We start from the raw sequence: 15,722 nt of genomic DNA, 5'->3' as shown, positions 1-15,722 counted from the left end.
TGCGAGCATGAAAAGGAACAGACAAGCGCTTGGCCCGGAATGTTTCCGAGGCTGAGACGGTTGAACCGTCGGCAAGCAGTCCGTACAACCCGGGAGAGAAGCAGATGTCCGTATCGGACGAGACCACCACCGTGAGCGACGGCATCCTCCTGTCCGACGCCGCCGCCGCCAAGGTCAAGGGCCTGCTGGAGCAGGAAGGCCGCGAGGACCTGGCGCTGCGCGTCGCCGTTCAGCCCGGCGGCTGCTCGGGCCTGCGCTACCAGCTCTTCTTCGACGAGCGTTCGCTCGACGGTGATGTCGTGAAGGACTTCGACGGTGTCAAGGTCGTCACCGACCGGATGAGCGCCCCGTACCTGGGCGGCGCCTCCATCGACTTCGTCGACACCATCGAGAAGCAGGGCTTCACGATCGACAACCCGAACGCCAGCGGCTCCTGCGCCTGCGGCGACTCGTTCAGCTAAGCGCCGCGCGTACGGCACACGGAGGCGGCCCCGGGATCAGTCCCGGGGCCGCCTCCCTGCGTCTGCCGTCGGCGCTCGCGCCTCCGCCGTCAGGTGCGCGGCACCGCACCGCCCGACGCCGCGTCGATCACCGTACGGTCGCCCAGCGGCTTCTCCAGCGTCACCGTCCGCGTCAGCTCCTTGGCGATCATGATGCAGGCCTTCTTGCCCTCCTGGGGCTTCTCCGTGACCGTGATCCGCACCTGGCCCGCGCTCTCCTTCGCGCTCGCCGTGTACGTACTGCACACGCCGCCCCAGAACGTCACCTCAAGGGTCCGTCCGTCCGCGCCGTACGACGTCACCTTCCGGTCCCCGGAGGGCGTCGGCGCATCCGGCTTCTCGATGAACTTCGGGTCCACCGCGACCTGCGTGACGGTGTGCTCCGGGCCGCCCGGGGCCTGGCGGACCGTGAACAGCCAGGACGGCACCAGCGTCTGCCGGCCGTCCACGTAGTTCAGCGCGAGACCGAACACCGCGTCCTCGACCGTCTGCTCCACCGGCGCCCGCTTGCCGTTCGACGGCACGCACTGCGGGTCCGATGGCTTCGGCTCGCCCTCCAGCGGTACGGGAGTGGCGCAGCCGCCGATGTCCCGGTCGGCGTCGCCCTTGCCCCTGCTCTCCGCGTTCAACTGCTTCAGCGCCTCGTCCGCGCCGACCGCCGGGTACGTGTCGCCCTTCTCCAGCGCCTTCAGGTGTCCGCTGCCGCCGGTCACCTCGCCGTCCGGGCCCACCTGGACACCGGTCGACCAGCCGTACGTCGGGAGCCCGTCGATCTTCGGGTCGGCGTTCACCACGCGGACGTCGCCCATCAACTGGCCCGCGTTCAGGGCCGCGTCGTCCTGCCCGGCAGCCTTGAGCACCGGGACCGCGGCCGCCTTCGCCGCCTTCTCGCTCACCGGGTCGCCGCCCGGCTCCGAGGCCCCGTTCGCGCACATCGTCCCCGGCTCGCAGGGCTTGGGCGGGGTGGTGCGGGCGAACGTCCAGGTGCCCGGTGCCTGCTTCGTCACCTTCAGGAGCGCGCCGGGGCCGTCGTCGTCGCCGACCACCCAGGACGTGCCCTCGGTGCGCGGCGTGCCCGGGATGCCCAGCGCCTTCGCCAGCCGGGCGACGTCGGCCGACGCGACCGTGCCCCTCGCGTGGTGGACCGCCGCCTCGTCCGGGCCGTCCGGGAGTTCGCCCGAGGCCCGGTAGATCACGGGCGGACCGCCCGGGTCCGGTTCGCCCGGTGCGATGCCGGGGGGAGGGGAGTCCGGGGACGTACGGGAGTCCGGGGACGTACCGCCCGGGCTGTCCGCCGAGGCGTCCAGGGCCAGCAGGGGTGCCGACTTCTCGGCCGCCCCGCTGTCCGCCGCGCCGCCGTCGCCCGCGGCGGTCGAGGCCCAGTACGCCCCGCCGCCCCCGGCCAGCAGCACGGCCGCGGCCACCGAGGCCACCGCGAGCGGCGGACGCCGCCGCCGGGGGCCGGTCACGTCGTTGTCGGGTCGCTCGGTGCTCACCGGATCGCTCCTTCGACTGCGTTGCCGTCGCGGTGCCTACCGCGTGTCCCCGGACGGGGACACCGGTGGGACGGAGCGGAGGAGCGTGCGGTTCCCGCGACCGGGGCCGACCGGACACGGGCGCCGTACGATTCCCGCCGGAACCCGCACGGAAAAGGCCGAAACGCGGTGCCGTCCGGCCCGGTCCGCCGGTTCCTCAGTCGCCGTACTCGGACATCGCGTCGATCAGCCGCGCCGACGAGGGCGGGACCGTCACCCCGTTGATCAGGGACGGCTTCACCGGGACCGGGTCGCTCTTCACGGACGCCGTCCAGTGCGGCGCCATCCGCGCGCAGTCACCGCGCAGTGCGGCCAGGCTCAATTCCGACTCGGGCAATGCGGTGTGCTTCGACATATCCGCACCGTAACCACGGTCGAGCTCAGGTAGAAAGCCCTACTATCGGGTAGTTTTCCCTTTTCCTGGCCGTCGACTCACCCGGTAGCGTGAACTGTCACGTCGTCCCGGAGGGCGCACTCACGGCCCTTCGCCTTCCGCAGGAGAAACCTCCCCGTGCGTATTGCAGTCACCGGCTCGATCGCCACTGACCACCTCATGACCTTCCCCGGCCGCTTCGCCGACCAGCTGGTCGCGGATCAGCTGCACACGGTCTCCCTGTCCTTCCTGGTCGACAACCTCGATGTGCGCCGGGGCGGTGTCGCCGCCAACATCTGCTTCGGGATGGGCCTGCTCGGCACCAAGCCGATCCTGGTCGGCGCCGCCGGGGCGGACTTCGACGAGTACCGCGCCTGGCTCGACCGGCACGGCGTCGAGACCGGATCGGTCCGCATCTCCGAGGTACTGCACACCGCCCGCTTCGTCTGCACCACCGACGCCGACCACAACCAGATCGGCTCCTTCTACACGGGCGCGATGAGCGAGGCCCGCCTCATCGAGCTGAAGAACGTCGCCGACCGCGTCGGCGGCCTCGATCTCGTCTCCATCGGAGCCGACGACCCCGAGGCGATGCTCCGCCACACGGAGGAGTGCCGCTCCCGGAACATCCCGTTCGCCGCGGACTTCTCGCAGCAGATCGCGCGGATGGACGGCGAGGAGATCCGCATCCTCCTCGACGGCGCCACCTACCTCTTCTCCAACGAGTACGAGAAGGGGCTCATCGAGTCCAAGACCGGCTGGAGCGACGAGGAGATCCTCGCCAAGGTCGGCCACCGCGTCACCACCCTCGGCGCCCGCGGTGTCCGGATCGAGCGGGTCGGCGAGCCGGTCATCGAGGTCGGCTGCCCCGAGGAGGACACCAAGGCCGACCCCACCGGCGTCGGCGACGCCTTCCGGGCCGGCTTCCTCTCCGGCCTCGCCTGGGGCGTCGGCCTGGAGCGCGCCGCCCAGGTCGGCTGCATGCTCGCCACCCTGGTCATCGAGACGGTCGGCACCCAGGAGTACACCCTGCGCCGCACCCACTTCATGGACCGCTTCACCAAGGCGTACGGCCACGAGGCCGCCGCCGAGGTCCGCCAGCACCTGGCCTGATCAGCTGAGCCGGCGGACCACATAGGCCGAGCCGAGGTCCGCCGGCTCCTCGCCCACGTACTCCTGGCCCCGCATCTCGCACCAGGCCGGGATGTCCAGGCGCGCCGCCTCGTCGTCGGCGAGCACCGTCACCGTGGCGCCCACCGCTACCTCCCCGATCACCTTTGCGAGCTCGATCACCGGGATCGGGCAGCGGCGGCCCAGCGCGTCCACCACCAGGGAGGCGGCGGGCCCGGGGGAGCGGGGCGCCGAGAGGGGGGCGACCGGGGCGCCGAGCCGCTCGCGCACCTCGGCGACGACCCCGGGCAGGACCTCCAGGAAGCGGTCCACGTCCGCCCCGGCCGTGCCCGTGGGCAGTGACACCCGCACGTTCCCCTCCGAGAGCACCCCCATCGCCTTGAGCACATGGCTCGGAATCAGGGTGCTGCTCGTGCAGGACGAGCCGGACGACACGGAGAATTCCCTCCGGTCCAGCTCGTGCAGCAGGGTCTCCCCGTCGACATAGAGACAGGAGAAGGTGACCAGATGCGGCAACCGCCGCTCCGGATCGCCCACCACCTCGACATCGGGCACCCGCTCGGCCACCACGGTCCGGATCCGGTCCACCAGGGCCCGCAGCCGCGCCGACTCCGCCGCCGCCTCGCTCCGCACCGCGCGCAACGAGGCCGCCGCCGCCACGATCGCCGGCAGGTTCTCGAACCCCGCCGCCCGCCCCGACTCCCGCTCCCCGGCCGGGCCTTGGGGCGCGAAGCGCACCCCCTTGCGGACCGCGAGCAGCCCGACCCCGGCCGGTCCGCCCCACTTGTGCGCGCTCGCCGTCAGCAGCGACCAGCGCCCCGGGACCGGCCCCCAGCCGAGCGACTGGGCCGCGTCCACCAGCAGCGGCACCCCGGCCTCCGCGCAGAGCGCGGCGACCTCCGCCACCGGCTGCTCGGTGCCCACCTCGTGGTTGGCCGACTGGAGACAGGCGAGCGCGGTGTCCGCCCGCAGCGCCCCGCCGTACCCCGCCGGATCCACCGCCCCCGTGCGGTCCACCGGGACCTCGGTGAACGAGCCGCCCGCCGCCTCGTGGGCCGCCGCCGAATGGAGCACCGACGAGTGTTCGACCGCCGACAGGGCCAGATGGCGGCCGACACGCCGACGCCCCGAAAGAGCCCCGGCAATTCCCGCGTGCACCGCCGTCGTCCCGGACGACGTGAAGACCAGCTCGTCGGGGCGGCATCCGACGGCCTCCGCGGCGGCCTCCCGGGCCGCGTCCAGGAGCAGCCGGGCCCGCCGCCCCTCCCGGTACAGGCGGGCGGGATCGGCCCAGCCCTCGTCCAGCGCGGCAAGCAGGGCCTGACGTGCGACGGGGTGCAGGGGGGCGGCGGAGGCGGCATCGAAGTAGGGCACCCCGCCACGCTAGCCCGCACCCGGCCCCACCTCGCCGGGGGCCGTTCCTCCCGGCCGGGCGAGTGGGCGTCAGATGGGGTCCGGAGGCCCGGATTCCACCCCATGGGCGTGTCGGGCGGCGCGTTGGGCACCCTCCCCGCGCGACCCCAAATAGCGTCCAGTAGGGTTTGGTCCGCATAAACATCCAAACCCCTGCCCGCGTCAGGGCCGGCGACCGACCAGAGACATACGGGCGCGCCGACCGTGCGGGCGAGACTCTCGGGAAGGCGCTACGTGAGTCCCAACGGCTCCGACCGCTCGTCGCGGCGCCCGATGCGGCGGAAGCTGCCGCAGGTGCTGACTGCGGGCCTGGTCCTGGCGACGGCCTCCGGTTGTTCATACAACTGGGAGGATTTCCCCCGCCTCGGAATGCCCACTCCGGTTACGGAAGAGGCCCCTCGGATCCTCTCCCTCTGGCAAGGCTCGTGGGCGGCAGCGCTCGTCACGGGTGTCCTTGTCTGGGGGCTGATCCTCTGGAGCGTCTTCTTCCACCGGCGTAGCCGGACCAAGGTGGAGGTACCTCCGCAGACCAGGTACAACATGCCCATCGAGGCGTTGTACACAGTGGTTCCCCTCATCATCGTCTCGGTGCTCTTCTACTTCACCGCGCGAGATGAGTCGAAGCTCCTCGAGCTCTCCGAAAAGCCCGCCCACACCATCAACGTGGTCGGCTTCCAGTGGAGCTGGGGCTTCAACTACATCGAGAAGGTGGATGGCCAGCCCGCTGCGGGCCCCGAGATCCCCAAGGAACTCGACGCCATCCCCGACCGGTTCCGCGAGGACTTCCCCGAGGGCGCCGGCGGCGTCTACGACGTGGGCATCCCCGGGACCCGCAACCCGCAGAACGGCAACCCGGGTCCCACCCTGTGGCTGCCGAAGGGTGAGAAGGTCCGCTTCGTCCTCACTTCGCGTGACGTCATCCACTCCTTCTGGGTGGTGCCGTTCCTCATGAAGCAGGACGTCATCCCGGGCCACACCAACGCGTTCGAGGTCACTCCCAACCGGGAGGGCACCTTCATGGGCAAGTGCGCCGAGCTCTGTGGCGCCGACCACTCCCGGATGCTCTTCAACGTCAAGGTCGTCTCCCCGGAGCGTTACCAGCAGCACCTCAAGGAGCTGGCTGAGAAGGGTCAGACGGGCTACGTGCCGGCAGGGATCGCGCAGACGGACCCGGCCAGGAATGCGGAGAAGAACCAACTGTGAGCATCCTCAACGAACCTCAGGGTGCCGCTCCGGCAGACGACTCGTACGAGGACGAGCTGCCCGTGCGGCGCAAGCAGCCGGGAAACATCGTCGTGAAGTGGTTGACCACCACTGACCACAAGACGATCGGTACGCTCTACCTGGTCACGTCGTTCGTGTTCTTCTGCATCGGCGGACTCATGGCGCTCTTCATGCGCGCCGAGCTGGCCCGTCCGGGCACGCAGATCATGTCGAACGAGCAGTTCAACCAGGCGTTCACGATGCACGGCACGATCATGCTGCTGATGTTCGCGACGCCGCTGTTCGCCGGATTCGCGAACTGGATCATGCCGCTGCAGATCGGCGCGCCCGACGTGGCGTTCCCGCGGCTGAACATGTTCGCGTACTGGCTGTACCTCTTCGGCTCGCTCATCGCGGTGGCCGGCTTCCTCACCCCGCAGGGTGCGGCCGACTTCGGCTGGTTCGCCTACTCCCCGCTGTCGGACGCGGTCCGTTCGCCGGGCGTCGGCGCCGACATGTGGATCATGGGTCTGGCCTTCTCCGGCTTCGGCACCATCCTCGGATCGGTCAACTTCATCACCACGATCATCTGCATGCGCGCACCCGGCATGACGATGTTCCGCATGCCGATCTTCACCTGGAACGTCCTGCTGACCGGTGTTCTGGTCCTGCTGGCCTTCCCGGTCCTCGCCGCCGCGCTCTTCGCGCTGGAGGCGGACCGAAAATTCGGTGCGCATATCTTCGACGCGGCCAATGGCGGCGCATTGCTCTGGCAACACCTCTTCTGGTTCTTCGGCCATCCAGAGGTGTACATCATCGCGTTGCCATTCTTCGGAATCATTTCCGAGGTCATCCCGGTCTTCAGCCGCAAGCCGATGTTCGGCTACATCGGTCTGATCTCCGCGACGATCGCCATCGCCGGCCTTTCCGTGACGGTGTGGGCGCACCACATGTACGTCACGGGCGGTGTGCTGTTGCCGTTCTTCTCCTTCATGACGTTCCTCATCGCCGTGCCAACAGGCGTGAAGTTCTTCAACTGGATCGGCACGATGTGGAAGGGGTCGTTGTCCTTCGAGACACCGATGCTCTGGGCCGTCGGCTTCCTGATCACCTTCACCTTCGGTGGTCTGACCGGCGTCATCCTCGCCTCGCCCCCGATGGACTTCCACGTCTCGGACTCGTACTTCGTCGTCGCGCACTTCCACTACGTCATCTTCGGCACCGTGGTCTTCGCGATGTTCTCCGGATTCCACTTCTGGTGGCCGAAGTTCACCGGCAAGATGCTGGACGAGCGGCTCGGCAAGATCACGTTCTGGACGCTGTTCGTGGGCTTCCACGGCACGTTCCTGGTGCAGCACTGGCTCGGTGCCGAGGGCATGCCGCGTCGTTACGCGGACTATCTCGACGCCGACGGCTTCACCGCGCTGAACACGATCTCGACGATCTCCTCGTTCCTGCTCGGCCTGTCGATGCTCCCGTTCTTCTACAACGTCTGGAAGACCGCGAAGTACGGCAAGAAGATCGAGGTCGACGACCCGTGGGGTTACGGCCGTTCGCTGGAGTGGGCGACCTCCTGCCCGCCGCCGCGGCACAACTTCCTCACCCTGCCGCGGATCCGTTCCGAATCCCCGGCGTTCGACCTGCACCACCCGGAGATCACGGCGCTCGAACAGCTCGATCACCTCTCCGAGTCGGACAAGGCCCTCGCCGGCGGCAAGGAGGCAGGCAAGTGAAGATCCAGGGACAGATGTTCATCTGGCTGAGCGTCTTCATCCTCGCCATGGCCGTCGTGTACGGCGTGTGGTCGAAGGAGCCGGTCGGCACCACGGCCCTCTTCCTGGCCTTCGGGCTGTCCATCATGATCGGCTTCTACCTGGCCTTCACGGCCAACCGGGTCGACGCCATGGCCCAGGACAACAAGGAAGCGGACGTCGCCGACGAGGCGGGCGAGCTGGGGTTCTTCTCCCCGCACAGCTGGCAGCCGCTCTCCCTGGCGGTCGGCGGGGCCTTCGCCTTCATGGGCGTCGTCTTCGGCTGGTGGCTGCTGTACTTCTCCGCCCCCCTGCTCCTGATCGGCCTCTTCGGCTGGGTCTTCGAGTACTACCGGGGCGAGAACCGCACCCAGTGACACCGCACACCGTGACACCGCACCGCCGGTGACACGCGCTACACCACGAAGGGCCCGCATCGCCGACAGCGACGCGGGCCCTTCGCTCGTTTGCAGTCATTGAACGCGCTGGAACGGATGAATCTTCTTAGCGTGGACGGCATGAACCACACGCCGCGCATCCGCACCGTAGTGAGCTGCACCCTGCTGGTCGTGACCCTCGCCGCGGGTGCGACCGCCTGTGGCTCGCCCGACGGCCACCCGCTCTCCACGAAGCCTTACGACGCGGGCGACCAGGTCTCCTTCAACGGTCCCTCCAAGAAGGAGAAGGCCGACCCCGACAAGCCCCTGGAAGTCACCGTCAAGGGCGACGACGGGCGCATCACCGACGTCAGCGCCGTGGACACCGGCGGCCGTCACCTCGCCGGAGAGCTCTCCGCCGACGGGAAGCGCTGGCGTTCCACCGCCCCGCTCGCGGCCGGCACCGGATACACCGTCAGGGTCGCCACGGAGAACAGCGACGGCGCCCCAGGCGTCCGTACGCTCTCCTTCGACACCTCATCGCCCAAGAGGTTGCTGAAGGTCGCCTTCGGCCCGGAGGCGGGCACCTACGGCGTCGGACAGCCCATCACGGCGGAACTCAGCGCTCCGATCACCGACAAGGCGGCCAGGGCCACCGTCGAGCGCGCCCTGAAGGTCCGCTCCACCCCGGCGGTCACCGGCTCCTGGTACTGGGTCGACGACAAGAAGCTGCACTACCGCCCGAAGGAGTACTGGCCCGCGAACGCCACCATCGAGGTCCGTTCCAACCTGTCGGGCATCAAGGTGACCAACGCGCTCTACGGAGCCGAGGCCAAGCCCCTGAAGCTCGCCACCGGCGACCGGATCGAGGCCGTCACCGACGCCTCGGACCACTCCATGACGGTGCTCCGCAACGGAGAAGTGATCAATACCATTCCGGTCACCACCGGCAAGCCCGGCTTCTCCACCCGCAACGGGGTCAAGGTGGTGCTCGCCAAGGAGCAGTTCGTCCGGATGCGCGGGGAGAGCATCGGCATCGCCGCCGGCTCCTCGGAGTCGTACGACCTGCCGGTCTACTGGGCCACCCGGGTGACCTGGAGCGGCGAGTACGTCCACGCCGCCCCCTGGTCCACCGGCTCCCAGGGCAACGCCAACGTCAGCCACGGCTGCACCGGCATGAGCACCGGCAACGCCGAGTGGTTCTTCGACACGGTGCGCGAGGGCGACATCGTCAGGGTCGTCGGCAGCGAGGGCGAGGACATGGACCCGTTCGGCAACGGGTTCGGCGACTGGAACCTCTCCTGGGAGAAGTGGCAGAAGGGCAGCGCCCTCCACGAGGGGGCGCCGGACAGCCCACAGACGCTCCAGGCCGCCCGGCTGCGTCCCCACGTCTGACCCCGGGCCAGGAGTGCCCGGGCGCGCGGAACGCCCCTCAGCGGGCCACAGGGGCCCCTCAGGCCTCCACGGCGAGCCGGCGGCGCAGCAGCGCCGCCAGCGCGTCGGCGAACTCCACCGGGTCGACCGGGAGCGTCACGGCGGCCTCCGCCCGGCTCCAGGTGGCCAGCCACGCGTCCTGCGGGCGGCCGATCAGCAGGAGCACCGGCGGACAGCGGAAGATCTCGTCCTTGATCTGGCGGCAGACGCCCATGCCGCCGACGGGAGCCGTCTCCCCGTCCAGCACACAGACGTCGACGCCGCCGTCGTCCAGCGCCTTGAGGACGGCCGGGAGCGTCGCGCACTCCAGGAACTCCACCGGTGGGACGTCCGCGGCAGGCCTGCGACCGGCTGCCAGCCTCACCTGCTCGCGGATGTTGGCGTCGTCGCTGTAGACCAGGACCGTGGCGGTCGCCTGCATTGTTCCTCCGTGACATCGACGTCGTCGGGGCTCTCGGGGCATGAACCGATGCGCGGATCGTACTCCGCCCGACCGGCCGTCAGCACCGGTAATGACGACGTTCCGATGGGCCGTTCGGCGCAGGGTGCGACCCCTGCAGACGGTACGGACACACCGAACGGCACCCCCCGGGGTGAGGGCGGGATAAGCGACCGACATAATGTCGGTCGTGGCGACAGCAACGACAGTAGAAACCGGGCACGCGCACCCGTCGGTCAATCGGCCGAACCTCACCAGCGTCGGAACCATCATCTGGTTGAGTTCCGAGCTGATGTTCTTCGCGGCCCTCTTCGCGATGTACTTCACCCTGCGATCGGTGATGGGACCCGATTACTGGAAGGAGATGTCCGATCATCTGAACTTCCCGTTCTCGGCGACGAACACCACGATCCTGGTGCTCTCCTCACTCACCTGCCAGCTCGGCGTCTTCGCCGCCGAGCGGGGCGATGTGAAGAAGCTCCGCACCTGGTTCATCATCACGTTCGTGATGGGTGCGATCTTCATCGGCGGCCAGGTCCTGGAGTACACCGAGCTGGTCAAGGACGCGGGGCTCTCCCTGTCGTCCGACCCGTACGGCTCGGTGTTCTACCTGACCACCGGCTTCCACGGTCTGCACGTGACAGGCGGTCTCATCGCCTTCCTGCTGGTCCTCGGCAGAACGTACGCGGCCAAGAGGTTCACCCACGATCAGGCCACCGCCGCCATCGTCGTGTCCTACTACTGGCACTTCGTCGATGTCGTATGGATCGGCCTGTTCGCAACGATCTACATGATCAAGTAACCGGGCTCGCACCCGCCCACCATCGACGCAGAAGATCCTGACACCGGGGTAATCCGTGAAAAAGCTCTCCGCACGACGACGCCATCCGCTGGCGGCGGTCGTCGTACTACTCCTCGCGCTGGCGGCTACCGGGGGGCTGTACGCCGCGTTTGCGCCTGCGGGCAAGGCGCAGGCCGATGAAACCGCCCAGTCCCTCGCCATCGAAGAGGGCAAGAAGCTCTACTCCGTAGGCTGCGCCAGCTGCCACGGAACCGGCGGTCAGGGCACCACCGACGGGCCGTCCCTCGTGGGCGTGGGCTCCGCCGCCGTCGACTTCCAGGTCGGTACGGGCCGTATGCCCGCGCAGCAGCCGGGCGCCCAGGTACCGAAGAAGAAGGTCATCTACACCCAGGCGGAGATCGACCAGCTCGCGGCGTACGTCGCGTCGCTCGGCGCCGGTCCCATCACGCCGACCGACAAGCAGGTCGACCCCGCGGGCGCGGACGTCGCCAACGGCGGCGAACTGTTCCGCACCAACTGCGCCCAGTGCCACAACTTCACCGGTAAGGGCGGAGCCCTGACGGAGGGCAAGTACGCCCCCGACCTCGAAGGCGTGAGCCCGAAGCACATCTACGAGGCCATGCAGACCGGCCCGCAGAGCATGCCCTCCTTCCCCGACACGACGATGCCGGAGCAGGAGAAGAAGGACATCATCGCGTACATCGAGACCGTGAACGGTGACGAGTCGGAGAGCCCCGGCGGCCTGGCCCTCGGCGGTCTCGGCCCGGTCAGCGAAGGTCTGTTCGCGTGGATCTTCGGACTCGGCGCGCTCGTCGCAGTCGCCGTTTGGGTCGCGGCCCACACCGCTAAGGCCAAGAAGTCATGAGTAGCCAACAGATTCCAGAAGACAACCTGCCCGTGGTGCAGGAGACCGCGCAGGGCGCGGTGGAGCGTCACGACGACCCGTTCGCCGACCCGGGACTGCCGGCCCACAAGCCGCGCATCCAGGACCTCGACGAGCGCGCCGCGAACCGCTCGGAACGCGCCGTCGCGTTCATGTTCACCCTCTCGATGCTGGCGACGGTGGGCTTCATCGCCTCCTACGTCATCTTCCCGGTGGACAAGATCGTCTACATCTGGCCCTTCGGCCATGTGAGCGCGCTCAACTTCTCCCTGGGTCTCACCCTGGGCGCGGCGCTCTTCTTCATCGGCGCGGGAGCCGTCCACTGGGCGCGCACCCTGATGTCCGACGTCGAGGTCGCCGCCGACCGCCACCCGATCGAGGCCCCGCCCGAGGTCAAGGCGCAGGTCCTGGCCGACTTCAAGGCCGGTGCCGAGGAGTCCGCGATCGGTCGGCGCAAGCTGATCCGCAACACCATGTTCGGTGCGCTGGCCCTGGTGCCGCTCTCCGGAGTGGTCCTGCTGCGCGACCTCGGTCCGCTGCCGGAGAAGAAGCTCCGGACCACCCTGTGGGCGGAGGGCAAGCAGCTCATCAACATGAACACGATGACGCCGCTGCGCCCCGAGCACATCACCGTCGGGTCGCTGGCCTTCGCCATGCCCGAGGGGCTCGACCCGGAGTCGCACGACTTCCAGACGCAGATGGGCAAGGCCGCCCTGATGATCGTCCGCATCGAGCCGGACGACATCAAGGACAAGCGCCAGCGTGACTGGGCCCACGAGGGCATCGTCGCGTTCTCCAAGATCTGCACCCACGTCGGCTGCCCGATCAGCCTGTACGAGCAGCAGACGCACCACGTGCTCTGCCCGTGCCACCAGTCCACCTTCGACCTCTCCGACGGCGCTCGCGTCATCTTCGGTCCGGCCGGCCACCCGCTTCCGCAGCTGCGGATCGGTGTCAACAGCGAGGGCAACCTCGAGGCGCTCGGCGACTTCGACGAGCCCGTCGGTGCTGCCTTCTGGGAGCGCGGATGAGTACTGCGACAAAGAACCCCTCCGCCGCCGGACCGGCGAGCGGGCGCAAGGCTCCGGCCGGCGAGCGGGTGGCCGACTGGGCGGACGGCCGGCTGGGCATCTACGGCCTCGCCAAGGCCAACATGCGCAAGATCTTCCCGGACCACTGGTCCTTCATGCTCGGTGAGGTCGCGCTCTACAGCTTCATCATCATCATCCTCACGGGTGTGTATCTGACGCTGTTCTTCCAGCCGAGCATGGGCGAGATCGTTTACCACGGTCCGTACGAGCCCATGCAGGGCATCCGGATGTCCGAGGCCTACGCCTCGACGCTGAAGATCAGCTTCGAGGTCCGCGGTGGTCTGCTCGTGCGGCAGATCCACCACTGGGCCGCGCTGATCTTCCTGGCCGCCATGTTCGTGCACATGATGCGCGTCTTCTTCACGGGCGCGTTCCGCAAGCCGCGCGAGATCAACTGGCTCTTCGGCTTCCTGCTGTTCGTGCTCGGCATGTTCACCGGGTTCACCGGCTACTCCCTCCCGGACGACCTGCTCTCCGGTACGGGTGTCCGCTTCACCCAGGGCGCGATCCTGTCCGTGCCGATCGTCGGCACGTACATCTCGATGTTCCTGTTCGGCGGCGAGTTCCCCGGTCACGACTTCGTGGCCCGGTTCTACTCGATCCACATCCTGCTGCTGCCGGGCATCATGCTCGGCCTGCTGGTGGCGCACCTGATCCTGGTCTTCTACCACAAGCACACGCAGTTCGCGGGCCCCGGCCGGACCAACAAGAACGTCGTCGGCATGCCGCTGCTGCCCGTGTACATGGCGAAGGCCGGAGGGTTCTTCTTCCTCGTCTTCGGCGTCATCGCGGCCATCTCGGCCATCGCCACGATCAACCCGATCTGGGCCATCGGCCCGTACCGGGTCGACCAGGTGTCCACCGGCGCCCAGCCCGACTGGTACATGGGCTTCGCCGAGGGTCTGGTGCGTGTGATGCCGGGCTGGGAGATCAACCTGTGGGGCCACACGCTCGCCCTGGGCGTGTTCATCCCGCTGGTCGGCTTCGGCGTGGTTCTCACCGCGATCGCGGTGTACCCCTTCATCGAGTCCTGGGGCACCGGCGACAAGCGCGAGCACCACATCCTGGACCGCCCGCGCAACGTCCCGACCCGTACGGGCTTCGGCGTCGCCTGGATCACGGCGTACTTCATCGGCCTCGTCGGCGGTGGAAACGACCTGTGGGCCACGCACTTCCACCTGTCGATCAACTCGATCACCTGGTTCGTCCGGATCTTCTTCTTCGTCGGACCGGTCATCGCGTTCATCGTCACCAAGCGGATCTGCCTCGGCCTCCAGCGCCGCGACCGGGAGAAGGTGCTGCACGGTCGCGAGACCGGCATCATCAAGCGCCTGCCGCACGGTGAGTTCGTCGAGATCCACGAGCCGCTCAGCCCCGAGCAGCTGCACACGCTCACGGCGCACGAGCAGTACAAGCCGCTCGAACTCGGCCCCGAGGTCGACGAGAACGGCGTCAAGCGCAGGATCTCCCCGGTACAGAAGCTGCGCGCCAAGCTCAGCAAGGGGTACTTCGCCGACGGGAACCAGATCCCCAAGGCCACCCCCGAGGAGTACAAGGAGATCAGCGAGGGCCACGGCCACCACTGATCACCTGAACTGATCGCCACCGTGAGAGCCCCGTCCATTCGATGGACGGGGCTCTTCGCGGTCCCCCCGGCTGGATAGGGTGGAGCCATCTTTCCTGACCGGCTGTGGACCCTGGAGCGGACCATGAACGTTGTGACCCCGAACGGCGGCGACAGCGTGGCGGACCGTTCCTGGCCCGGCCTCCTGAACCCCCTCCTGCGTGGCGAGAACCTCAGCTCCGACGAGACCGCCTGGGCCATGGACCGCATCATGAGCGGCGAGGCCACCGACGCGCAGATCGCCGGGTTCGCCGTCGCGCTGCGGGCCAAGGGCGAGACCGTCGACGAGGTCACCGGACTGGTCCGCGCGATGTACGCCCACGCCAACACCATCCAGGTGCCGGGCCGGACCGTCGACATCGTCGGCACCGGCGGCGACCTCGCCAAGACGGTCAACATCTCGACCATGTCCGCGATCGTCATCGCCGGCACCGGCGCCAAGGTCGTCAAGCACGGCAACCGGGCCGCCTCGTCCGCCAGCGGCTCCTCCGACGTACTGGAGAAGCTCGGCGTCAACCTGGAACTGACCCCGCAGCGGGTCGTCGAGGTCGCCGAACAGGCGGGCATCACCTTCTGCTTCGCCGTGAAGTTCCACCCCGCCCTGCGGTACGCCGCCAAGGCCCGCAAGGAACTCGGCGCGCAGACCACGTTCAACATCCTGGGCCCCCTCACGAACCCGGCCCAGGTCCGCGCCCAGGCGGTCGGCGTCGCCGACGCCCGGATGGCGCCCATCGTCGCGGGCGTGCTGGCCGACCGGGGCAACTCGGCCCTGGTCTTCCGCGGTGACGACGGCCTCGACGAGCTGACCACCACCGCCACCTCCCGGGTCTGGGTGGTGCGCGACGGCGCGGTCCGCGAGGAGGCCTTCGACCCGCGCGACGTCGGGCTGCCCATCGTCCCCGTCGAGGCGCTGCGCGGCGCCGACGCCTCGTACAACGCCGATGTGGCCCGCCGGCTGCTGGACGGCGAGGGCGGCGCGGTACGGGAGGCGGTGCTGCTCAACTCGGCGGCGGCCCTGGTCGCGCTGGACCCGGGCCCCGGCACGCTGACCGAACAGCTCGCGGCGAAGATGCTCGTCGCGGCCGGGGCCATCGACTCCGGGGCCGCCAAGCGGGCCCTGGAGCGCTGGGTGGCGGCCAGCAACGCCTGAGCGCGCCCCGGAGCCA

General features: G+C 68.9%; 15 protein-coding genes. 11 read left to right on the top strand and 4 right to left on the bottom strand.

The window, feature by feature from the left end; translation table 11 throughout:
* Nucleotides 1–104: 104 nt before the first annotated feature.
* Nucleotides 105–461 carry a HesB/IscA family protein gene (locus IE272_RS01870; protein WP_007451212.1) on the top strand — a complete coding sequence of 119 codons (357 nt, stop codon included), beginning with the start codon at nt 105–107 and terminating at the stop codon, nt 459–461.
* Nucleotides 462–550: 89 nt separating this feature from the next.
* Here the strand turns inward: IE272_RS01870 and IE272_RS01865 are convergent, their stop codons facing one another.
* Complete coding sequence (locus IE272_RS01865; RefSeq protein WP_190006105.1) at nt 551–1,996, bottom strand: hypothetical protein; 1,446 nt, start codon at nt 1,994–1,996, stop codon at nt 551–553.
* Nucleotides 1,997–2,192: 196 nt separating this feature from the next.
* A complete protein-coding gene (locus IE272_RS01860; protein ID WP_056706457.1) occupies nt 2,193–2,390 on the bottom strand; it encodes a hypothetical protein in 198 nt (65 codons plus the stop codon).
* 156 nt (nt 2,391–2,546) lie between these two features.
* Here IE272_RS01860 and IE272_RS01855 point away from each other — a divergent pair, with 156 nt between their 5' ends.
* The gene (locus IE272_RS01855) at nt 2,547–3,521 is read left to right on the top strand and encodes a carbohydrate kinase family protein (RefSeq protein WP_050358011.1); all 975 of its coding nucleotides are present in this window, start codon (nt 2,547–2,549) and stop codon (nt 3,519–3,521) included.
* Here the strand turns inward: IE272_RS01855 and IE272_RS01850 are convergent, their stop codons facing one another.
* Nucleotides 3,522–4,913, bottom strand: coding sequence for a cysteine desulfurase/sulfurtransferase TusA family protein (locus IE272_RS01850; RefSeq protein WP_190006104.1), 1,392 nt, complete (start codon nt 4,911–4,913; stop codon nt 3,522–3,524).
* Nucleotides 4,914–5,186: 273 nt separating this feature from the next.
* Between IE272_RS01850 and ctaC the strand changes: the two genes are divergently transcribed.
* The 4 genes from ctaC to IE272_RS01830 all read left to right on the top strand — a co-directional run bounded on the left by ctaC (nt 5,187) and on the right by IE272_RS01830 (nt 9,678).
* Nucleotides 5,187–6,155, top strand: a complete 969-nt coding sequence (gene ctaC / locus IE272_RS01845; RefSeq protein ID WP_007451221.1) for an aa3-type cytochrome oxidase subunit II — start codon at nt 5,187–5,189, stop codon at nt 6,153–6,155.
* The gene (gene ctaD, locus IE272_RS01840) at nt 6,152–7,888 is read left to right on the top strand and encodes an aa3-type cytochrome oxidase subunit I (protein ID WP_050358013.1); all 1,737 of its coding nucleotides are present in this window, start codon (nt 6,152–6,154) and stop codon (nt 7,886–7,888) included. The genes ctaC and ctaD overlap by 4 nt, the downstream gene beginning before the upstream one ends.
* Complete coding sequence (locus IE272_RS01835; protein WP_007451224.1) at nt 7,885–8,283, top strand: cytochrome c oxidase subunit 4; 399 nt, start codon at nt 7,885–7,887, stop codon at nt 8,281–8,283. Before ctaD ends, IE272_RS01835 begins: the two co-directional genes overlap by 4 nt.
* 141 nt (nt 8,284–8,424) lie before the next feature.
* Nucleotides 8,425–9,678: a L,D-transpeptidase gene (locus tag IE272_RS01830; protein WP_050358284.1), complete on the top strand. Its 1,254-nt coding sequence runs from the start codon at nt 8,425–8,427 to the stop codon at nt 9,676–9,678.
* 58 nt (nt 9,679–9,736) lie between these two features.
* Here the strand turns inward: IE272_RS01830 and IE272_RS01825 are convergent, their stop codons facing one another.
* Complete coding sequence (locus IE272_RS01825) at nt 9,737–10,138, bottom strand: DNA-binding transcriptional response regulator (protein ID WP_050358014.1); 402 nt, start codon at nt 10,136–10,138, stop codon at nt 9,737–9,739.
* Between the two features lie 199 nt (nt 10,139–10,337).
* On the opposite strand from IE272_RS01825, the gene ctaE reads away from it, so the two are divergent.
* The 5 genes from ctaE (at nt 10,338) to trpD (ending at nt 15,706) form a co-directional block, all read left to right on the top strand.
* Nucleotides 10,338–10,958 carry an aa3-type cytochrome oxidase subunit III gene (ctaE, locus tag IE272_RS01820; RefSeq protein WP_003969635.1) on the top strand — a complete coding sequence of 207 codons (621 nt, stop codon included), beginning with the start codon at nt 10,338–10,340 and terminating at the stop codon, nt 10,956–10,958.
* 55 nt (nt 10,959–11,013) lie between these two features.
* Entirely contained in the window at nt 11,014–11,823 is an 810-nt protein-coding gene (qcrC, locus tag IE272_RS01815; RefSeq protein ID WP_007451233.1) for a cytochrome bc1 complex diheme cytochrome c subunit, read from the top strand.
* Entirely contained in the window at nt 11,820–12,872 is a 1,053-nt protein-coding gene (gene qcrA / locus IE272_RS01810) for a cytochrome bc1 complex Rieske iron-sulfur subunit (protein ID WP_050358015.1), read from the top strand. Before qcrC ends, qcrA begins: the two co-directional genes overlap by 4 nt.
* Nucleotides 12,869–14,518: a cytochrome bc1 complex cytochrome b subunit gene (gene qcrB, locus IE272_RS01805; RefSeq protein WP_190006103.1), complete on the top strand. Its 1,650-nt coding sequence runs from the start codon at nt 12,869–12,871 to the stop codon at nt 14,516–14,518. The genes qcrA and qcrB overlap by 4 nt, the downstream gene beginning before the upstream one ends.
* A gap of 123 nt (nt 14,519–14,641) precedes the next feature.
* Nucleotides 14,642–15,706, top strand: coding sequence for an anthranilate phosphoribosyltransferase (gene trpD / locus IE272_RS01800; protein ID WP_050358017.1), 1,065 nt, complete (start codon nt 14,642–14,644; stop codon nt 15,704–15,706).
* Nucleotides 15,707–15,722: the final 16 nt, after the last annotated feature.

The organism is Streptomyces anulatus (assembly GCF_014650675.1).
Taxonomy (GTDB): domain Bacteria; phylum Actinomycetota; class Actinomycetes; order Streptomycetales; family Streptomycetaceae; genus Streptomyces; species Streptomyces anulatus.
This window is presented reverse-complemented; position numbering and strand designations above follow the sequence as displayed.

Coding starts and splice junctions, on each gene's coding strand:
- IE272_RS01870 (WP_007451212.1), top strand. CDS start 105: ATGTCCGTATCGGACGAGACCACCACCGTGAGCGACGGCATCCTCCTG.
- qcrB (WP_190006103.1), top strand. CDS start 12,869: ATGAGTACTGCGACAAAGAACCCCTCCGCCGCCGGACCGGCGAGCGGG.
- trpD (WP_050358017.1), top strand. CDS start 14,642: ATGAACGTTGTGACCCCGAACGGCGGCGACAGCGTGGCGGACCGTTCC.
- IE272_RS01830 (WP_050358284.1), top strand. CDS start 8,425: ATGAACCACACGCCGCGCATCCGCACCGTAGTGAGCTGCACCCTGCTG.
- IE272_RS01860 (WP_056706457.1), bottom strand. CDS start 2,390: ATGTCGAAGCACACCGCATTGCCCGAGTCGGAATTGAGCCTGGCCGCA.
- qcrA (WP_050358015.1), top strand. CDS start 11,820: ATGAGTAGCCAACAGATTCCAGAAGACAACCTGCCCGTGGTGCAGGAG.
- IE272_RS01825 (WP_050358014.1), bottom strand. CDS start 10,138: ATGCAGGCGACCGCCACGGTCCTGGTCTACAGCGACGACGCCAACATC.
- ctaE (WP_003969635.1), top strand. CDS start 10,338: ATGTCGGTCGTGGCGACAGCAACGACAGTAGAAACCGGGCACGCGCAC.